Origin of the sequence: Methylocella tundrae, from assembly GCF_901905185.1 — a bacterium.
In the GTDB taxonomy this organism is placed as follows: Bacteria; Pseudomonadota; Alphaproteobacteria; order Rhizobiales; family Beijerinckiaceae; genus Methylocapsa; species Methylocapsa tundrae.
Genome location: NZ_CABFMQ020000104.1, coordinates 1 through 7,399, shown reverse-complemented (window position 1 = coordinate 7,399; position 7,399 = coordinate 1). Strand labels below are relative to the sequence as shown.

General features: G+C 61.2%; 9 protein-coding genes. 5 read left to right on the top strand and 4 right to left on the bottom strand.

Annotation, left to right across the window (positions count from 1 at the left end; all coding sequences use genetic code 11):
* Positions 1-1,141: 1,141 nt before the first annotated feature.
* Together MPC4_RS16190 and MPC4_RS16185 are read left to right on the top strand one after the other, a co-directional pair.
* Positions 1,142-1,579, top strand: coding sequence for a universal stress protein (locus MPC4_RS16190; RefSeq protein ID WP_174513429.1), 438 nt, complete (start codon positions 1,142-1,144; stop codon positions 1,577-1,579).
* Positions 1,580-1,718: 139 nt separating this feature from the next.
* The gene (locus MPC4_RS16185) at positions 1,719-2,381 is read left to right on the top strand and encodes a phosphoribosyltransferase (protein WP_174513428.1); all 663 of its coding nucleotides are present in this window, start codon (positions 1,719-1,721) and stop codon (positions 2,379-2,381) included.
* 22 nt (positions 2,382-2,403) lie between these two features.
* On the opposite strand, the gene MPC4_RS16180 is transcribed toward MPC4_RS16185, so the two are convergent.
* Positions 2,404-2,619: a ChaB family protein gene (locus MPC4_RS16180; RefSeq protein WP_174513427.1), complete on the bottom strand. Its 216-nt coding sequence runs from the start codon at positions 2,617-2,619 to the stop codon at positions 2,404-2,406.
* A gap of 86 nt (positions 2,620-2,705) precedes the next feature.
* Positions 2,706-3,116, bottom strand: coding sequence for a DUF3775 domain-containing protein (locus MPC4_RS16175; protein ID WP_134490556.1), 411 nt, complete (start codon positions 3,114-3,116; stop codon positions 2,706-2,708).
* Positions 3,117-3,439: 323 nt separating this feature from the next.
* On the opposite strand from MPC4_RS16175, the gene MPC4_RS16170 reads away from it, so the two are divergent.
* Together MPC4_RS16170 and MPC4_RS16165 are read left to right on the top strand one after the other, a co-directional pair.
* Positions 3,440-3,880, top strand: a complete 441-nt coding sequence (locus tag MPC4_RS16170; RefSeq protein WP_174513426.1) for a DUF2267 domain-containing protein — start codon at positions 3,440-3,442, stop codon at positions 3,878-3,880.
* Positions 3,881-4,068: 188 nt separating this feature from the next.
* Positions 4,069-4,926 carry a universal stress protein gene (locus MPC4_RS16165; protein WP_174513425.1) on the top strand — a complete coding sequence of 286 codons (858 nt, stop codon included), beginning with the start codon at positions 4,069-4,071 and terminating at the stop codon, positions 4,924-4,926.
* A gap of 267 nt (positions 4,927-5,193) precedes the next feature.
* Here MPC4_RS16165 and MPC4_RS16160 read toward each other — a convergent pair whose 3' ends face one another.
* A complete protein-coding gene (locus tag MPC4_RS16160; protein WP_174513424.1) occupies positions 5,194-5,688 on the bottom strand; it encodes an Hsp20/alpha crystallin family protein in 495 nt (164 codons plus the stop codon).
* 300 nt (positions 5,689-5,988) lie between these two features.
* Between MPC4_RS16160 and phaZ the strand changes: the two genes are divergently transcribed.
* Positions 5,989-7,122 (top strand): polyhydroxyalkanoate depolymerase, encoded by a 1,134-nt coding sequence (gene phaZ, locus MPC4_RS16155; RefSeq protein ID WP_280514824.1) that lies wholly within the window; start codon positions 5,989-5,991, stop codon positions 7,120-7,122.
* 69 nt (positions 7,123-7,191) lie between these two features.
* Here phaZ and MPC4_RS16150 read toward each other — a convergent pair.
* The coding region (locus MPC4_RS16150) for a hypothetical protein (protein WP_210253673.1) at positions 7,192-7,399 on the bottom strand (208 nt) is incomplete at its 5' end.

Here is a 7,399-nt window from a genome sequence, read left to right as displayed (position 1 = left end):
CAAACTATCCCGAGATCGCCGCCGCTCTGGTCGGCTGGGGAATTGATTCCATAAGCGTCAATCCATCCAGCCTGATCGGCGCGCTGAAGGTGGTGGCGGATGCGGAACGCGCGGCGGCCGCGGCGCGTTAGGGGCTCCATCAATCGATAGCGAAGACGGCTTACCTTGGGCGTCCGCGCGGTCCATTTTCGCAATCGGAGCGTGCGCGCCACAACCCGCCGGTCTCGCAGATTCATCATTTAAAATTGAACCGCGACGGCGTCTCATGCGTTAGCGTGGGAGCGGAGAATCCGACAATGTTCAAGGTTCAGCTATACGGACGCGGAGCCCATGGGCTAATTGAGCCGCACGACCTGGGGTTGAGCTTTGCCACCTTCGAAGATGCTGTCCAAGGCGCTGAGGCGGCGGCAAATCCGGGCGAATGTTCGTCGGGAAAGCTTACGAATTATCGCATCACCGGCGCTTCGGGAACAGTGCTCCTTGATGTCGAGGTGAGCGGGAGCCGAAGGCGCTTCACCCACAGGAGCGAGTGCGTATAACGCCTGGCTTTCGTTGCTCTCGTCTGACCGCCGGATTAACGCCAGGAGAACAAATCAGATCAACGCACGGGCTGACGACCAGCTCGTAGGGTTCTACGTGGCTTTATGCCTGCGCCCCGTGTTTTCCATTTATCTTCGTGGCTTCCGTTGATCATGACCTTCCGCGCACCTCCGCCAACACAATCAACAGTCTCGCCCGGCGTTACGAGCAATTGTCCGGCATGATGTCGGTTGTGACCGCTTCGATCTGTTGATTGTGGGGATCCTCGTATGCTGTTGGCAGCGCATCCTGCATCTCGTTGACGAACTCCATATATCGCGTCGATCGCTACCGCCCCTCTCTCCCCCGCTCCGAGAACAGCGCACAGGACCAAAAGGTCTGTCTCGCCGCGGGTAATGACGCGCGAGACAGCGGGCGCGCCCTCCGCTACAGTGACTACAGTCCTCGCGGCCTCTTCTCCATAATCGCCGCCGCCGTGACGCAAAAAAGCCGGACATAATCTCGACTGCGTCTACGGCGAACTTGATCTATTGTATTCGTCGCCATCCGGTTTTGTCGTTCTCGGCCAGGGCGGAATACTTCGCAGAAAATAGGTAGCGTGATGTATAATCATATACTTATCCCAACGGACGGTTCGCCGCTGTCGATCGTCGCCATGGAAAAAAGCATTGATTTCGCGAGGGAGACGGGGGCCAAGGTCACCGTCATAACGATCGTGGAGCCGTTTCATGTCTTTTCTTCCGACGCCGATCAGATTTCGAAAATGCGCGCCGACCATGAGAGGCTAGGCCGGGAGCGGGCGGCGGACTATCTGACGGTCGCCGAGCTTAAGGCTAAGGCGCTCGGAGTTCCTTGCGAAACATTGCAGGTCGAGAACGATCAGCCATATCAGGCGATCATTGACGCGGCGGTGCAGAGAGGCTGCGATCTGATCGCAATGGCCTCACACGGACGCCGCGGTCTTGACGCGATAATCCTTGGCAGTCAGACCCTCAAGGTGCTTACGCATTCAAAAGTTCCGGTGCTCGTCTACAGGTAGCCTGTTCGCCTGCTGAAGTCGGGCGTAGGCTCTTCTCGGGGAACGCGGGATGTTTCAACGAATCAGACGCCATGCCAGCGGGAGCTAACAAAATGTCAAGAGACGCAGCGGACCCGGCGGCGAATCGAAGCGAGGATTCATGAGCCTGTTCCTGGACAGGGAAGACGCCGGCCGCCAGCTGGCCGAGGCGCTCGCGAGCTACAAGGGCAAGCAGCCGGTGATTCTCGCATTGCCGCGTGGCGGCCTGCCTGTCGCGGCGCAGGTCGCGTCTGCGCTCAACGCGCCGCTCGACCTTGTTCTTGTCCGCAAGATCGGCGTGCCGACGCAGCCGGAGCTGGCGATGGGAGCAGTGGTCGATGGCGCCGCGCCCATCATCGTTCGCAATGATGACGTGATCCGGAGCGTGGGCGTCGCGGGCGCCGAATTCAACGCGGCCTGCAGGGACGAACTCGCTGAGATCGAGCGCCGCCGACAGCGCTACATAGGCAAACGCGCCAGGGCGGAGATTGCCGGAAAGACAGTGATCGTCATCGACGATGGCGTCGCGACCGGCGCGACGATGAAGGCCGCCCTGCGCGCAATACGCCAGCGCGGACCCGCGGAGCTTGTTCTCGCCATCCCTGTAGCTCCCCCCGACGCGGTCCGTGAGCTTCGCCAGGAGGCCGACGCCCTGATTTGTCTGGAGACGCCGGAGTTTTTTGGGGCCATCGGCTTTTTCTACGACGACTTCCGACAGGTGAGCGATGAGGAGGTTATCGCCATTTTGAGCCGCTTTCCAACAGAACAGCGCACCACGGGCTGAGCTATTCGCGGCCAGACCTTGCCTACCGTTGCTCAATCGCCTCCCAGCGATCTCCAACCTTCACGTAGGACCGTTTCACGGCCGCCCACGCGATGCGGTGCGCCGCTTCCTCCTGTCGCGGATCGCCGGCGTGGGCGGCGAAGGCATGGTTGAAGGCCGCGCGGTAGATGTCCTGCGCGTGCTCGGGCAGGCGCTCGCGGACGGAGGCGGGAAGATCTGCGTTGGCGCGATAAGGCATCAGTTTTTCAAAACAACCGCTGGAGCGTGATCTTCAAGAGCGCAAATATGTCCGGCGTCGTGCGCTCCGCTCTTTCGGCGTCACCCCTAAAGAAGCCCGGAATCATAACCCGCGCAGGACTCCCCGAATTGGGAAAGGCCTTCCTCCAGATAGTCCGAGAGCAGCGGCATCCCCAGGAGGTAGGCGGCCGTGCGGTCGTTATGGGCGCGGGCCGCTTCGGCGCGCAGCTCGTCCCAGTTGGAGAGATCACCATCGCCACGTCCAAGCCAGGCCAGAGCGACAAGATCGATTTGTTCGTCCTCGTTCAAACCCCAGATCACGCTGGTGAGCTCGACGCGCACCGGATCATCGGGATGATCCTCAAGCACTTCGACCATGCCGTCATCGCTCGCGTTGGACCCTGGGTCTGGCTCGGTGATCGCATCCTTGGCGTCGAATTGGCGGACCTTGACGATGATGAAGCATACTTTCTCAGGCGAGATGGACAGGTCGGGCATCATATGCCTCCAAATAGATTGGCTAAAACATAACGCGTAACGACCGGCGGCGTGAGATCGGTCTGCCGAAGATCAGATTAGCGGCGAGCGCACGCGGCGGGTTGAGCAAGCTCAAAAGGGGCGGATATAGTTTCAGGCGAACGCCGCCTCGCCATCGCGACTTATGCGGCGCGCAACGTTCAGCTCGCGCTCGATCAAACCAACACCGCCGCCGCCGACGAGTTCCCATTGAGTCAAAACTCTTAATCAGGAACAAGGCTTGCGTACAGGGCGGCGAGTAACCTTATCATGAAACCGGACGCCACTTCTTAACGGAGGCAAACATGGGCGACGCTCAAATTCCAGCGCTTGAGCATGCCAACCAGCAAACGAACCTGTGGTTGAAAAGGATCGCGGCGGAGCATCACCTCGAAAGGCGCCATGACGCCTACAGCGCCTTGCGCGCCGTGCTGCATGCCTTGCGGGACCGCTTGACTCCCGAACAGGCGGTCCATTTCGGCGCTCAGCTCCCCATTGTCATTCGCGGCGTCTATTATGAGGGCTGGCGGATCGCCGGAAAGCCGATCGACGACAAACATGTAGACGAATTTGTCCAGCGCGTCGCCGCCGAGCTTCCGCCTCAGTTCCCGCGGGACGCGCTGGCCATGACCCGGGCTGTCTTTCAACTGCTCTTCGAGGAACTCGATCCCGGCGAAACCGCCAAGATCATCGACACATTGCCGGCGGCCTTGAAAGCCCTGTGGCCGCCCGCGGCCCGGCGTTAGCCGGAGGGGCCGCAGGGCGTCTTGCCTTATCCGTAGCGCGAAACATCGACGTCTTGATGCAGATCAACATAGCGGCGCGATTTTGCGCAGACAATGGCTGCGCCGCCGGAGAACATATGCGCCATCGCTTCGCGCTTCCTAGCCGGGTTGAACCAACCTTTGCGCCGCGTCAGGAGAAGTCGCTCACCATGATCAAAGACATTATCGTCCATCTCGACGGCTCCGCTGACGATGCCGTGAGGCTCGCCCATGCCGAACGCATCGCCGCGATCTTTGGCGCGCATATCAGGGGGCTTTACGCCAACATCCTTCCGGAAATCACGCTTGCGATGGCCGAATACGCGGCTGTCACGCCCGTCATAGCCGCCAGTCAGGACGAAGCCCGCGCAAACGGAGACCAGATCGAACGCACGCTTCGCCGCCGTTTCGAGACGATCGCGGCGCCGGCGGAGTTGCGCCGCTTCGATCTCTTTGCCGACGGCTTATGGAGGACGGTGGCCAGTCAGGCCCGGACCGCCGATCTGATGGTCACGATGAAGCCTTATCGCGCGGACGCGCCAGACTGTTGGCCGCAAGTCATCGAGGCGGCCTTGTTCGCGTCCGGGCGCGGCGTCTATGTCGTCCCGGACGAAGCAATCCCGGTCGCTCAGGGCACAGTGGAGCATATGACCAAGACGGTTCTCGTCGCCTGGAACGACACGCGCGAGGCGGCGCGAGCGCTCTCCGAAGCGATGCCCTTCCTCGAAAAGGCGCAAGACGTCGTCGTCGCCATCGTCGACCGCGACGGTCCCGCCGAGGCGAAAAACGCGGAGCCCGGCGCCGATATCGCGCGTCATCTCGACCGTCACGGCGTCAAAGTCGAGCTGCGGCATGTTGCGAACTGGGATAATACCGCCGACGCGCTTCTCAATGAAATCAGGCGCCTTGACGTCGGTCTTGTTGTGCTCGGCGCCTATGGGCATTCTCGCTTTCGCGAATGGATTACAGGCGGCGTGACGCGGCGTTTCCTCACGGATTGCCCGTCGCCTATGTTGATGGCTCATTGACGGCCTTGGATTGCGAACCGGTCCTGTCCGGCGCGTTCGAGGGCCGCCCCTGGCCGGCGCCAGCGGCGATTCCCCCGAAAGCCCGCATTCTATCCGTTTGGTTTGCGATACAACATCGGTGTTGGCTGGACCGAATTGAACTCTGGCCGGCCGCGCCATAACGCGCCGCTCTTCGGCGGGTCTTCAAGGGCGGCATTTATGGCGCGAAATCCGATTTGACCGGACCGGATTTCGCGCTGCGCTTTCAGGCTCGCCGGGAGTTGGCCCTCAGGCCGCATCCGGGGCGGCGCCCTTGGGCGGACCGGCCTTGATGTCGATCGTCTTTTTTGCTTTGGCGACTTCAGTCGGCTTGTTGATTTTGAGGTGCAGGACGCCCTTGTCGAAATGGGCCTCAATCGACGCATCGCTAGGTTCGAACGGCAGGGCGACGGCGCGGTGAAATGCGCCGTAGCTGCGCTCGACCACATGCCACTCCTTCTCGCTCCGATCGCTTTCCTGTTTTTTCTCGCCGGCGATGACGAGTCGGTTTCCATCGAGGCTGACGTTGATGTCCTTCTCGTCGACGCCGGGAAGTTCGGTCGTAATTTCGATCGCGTCCTTGGTCTCGGCGATATTCAGCGCGGGCATCTGGGCGCCTACCTCGGTGAGCGTCGGAAGGCCGCGATTATAGTCCGAGAAGAAGGAGTCGAGTTCGCGTCTGAACGCGGCGAATGGATCGGCAAGATTTTGATTTCTTGACCTCAGCGTTGGCAACAGCGCCATGGGTTCATCTCCACTTCTGATCCCGCCGCCAGGAGGCTACAAAGAATAACCTTGAGCGGCCAGGGAGGACTATACCCTCAAGTTCCACAGTGGTGTTGATTTAGGTCAAGAATGCAGCAATGGAACGAGCCGGCGTGGTTGCGCCTTCTTGAATTTCGATGAAGCCGCAAGCGTATCTTTAGCTTCCGATATGGTGATTGATATGAATGGCTACGGCGCTGTATGTTGATATAACATGCTAAACTTTAATCCGAGGCCGCGGTCACAGTCGGAAATGGCGCTACAACACGAAAGGTCGCGATGACGGCGCACCGCCAGCAGGACGAAGACCTCAGGGAACGAGCATTCGGCCTTTTGCTCCCTGACACAAGCGATCGGATTCAACCCTTGTCCATGAGGGTCGTCGTGGACAGGCCGTTTGGCCGGCTCGTCCGGTTCGAACGCGACGACAGCCGCCCTCGTCCGCGCGTCCTTGTGGTTGCCCCCATATCGGGCCATCGCGCCGCGTTGCTTTATGACATGATCCTTGCCCTTGCGCAGGATCATGACCTTTATCTCGCGCAATGGGCGGATGCGTCGCAGGTGGCGTTGTCGGAGGGACGCTTCGGTCTTGACGAGAACATCGGCTATCTTGTCGATTTCCTGCATTTTCTGGGCGACGACCTTCACCTCATCGGTCTTTGCCAATCCGCTTTGCCGGCGGTTGCGGCGACGGCGATCTGCGCGCTCCGCGGAAGCGGCGCGCCGCGATCGATGACGCTGTTTGGCGGCAAGATCGATCCGCGCATCAACCCGACGCGAAGCGATCTTCTGGCGAGGCGGCAATCCGTCGCCTGGCTCCGGCAAAGCTCAATAATCGAGGTTCCGTCCCCCGATCCCGGACAGGGGCGGCTCGTTTATCCGGCGAGCCTTCAGCTCGCCACTCTGCTCGCTTACCTGACGCGTCACATCCTGACCGGCGGAGAACTCTTCCGCAAATTCATGAATGACGATGGCGAATATCCGTCCGAGCGTCCTTTTCCGAACCTGTTTTTTTCGGTGACGGATCTTCCGGCCGAATTTTTCCTGGAGACGATCGTCAGAGTCTTTCAGCGATTTGACTTGCCTCTCGGGCGCCTTGCCTGGCAAGGCGAGACAATCAGGCTGGACGCCATCGCGCGCACGGCGCTTTTCACGGTCGAAGCGGAAGAGGACGATATCTCGGGGGCCGGACAGACGCATGTGGCGCAAGATCTCTGCGTCAATATTCCGAAGTCCCTGCGCCAGCGCTACGTGCAGCCCGGTGTTGGCCATTTTGGCCTGCTTCATGGCGCGGTCTGGCGTTCGGCCGTGCTTCCGCGCCTGCGCCGCTTCATCCGCGAGCAGGACCGGGGAAGGGCGCCCGGCGTCCCGAGGCCGCCGGACCGTTCAAATCCCTCATCCATCATAGCGTGACCCTGGCGCATTCCCGTTATTCGCGCGTGGGCGCCGCCGCCGTCCGAAAGCCGGCTCCGCTTTTCGGCGTCATGCTTTAGCGTCGACCGCCGCCATGGAAGCCCCCGCCATGGAAGCCGCCAAATCCCCCGTGGAAGCCTCCCCCGTGGAAGCCGCCAAATCCGCCGCGCGCGAATCCGGGGCGGCCGAAACCGCCGCCGCGCCCGGCCCATCCGCCGCGCCCGGCCCATCCGCCGCGCCCGACCCATCCGCCGCGAGACCAGCCGCCTCTCCAGCC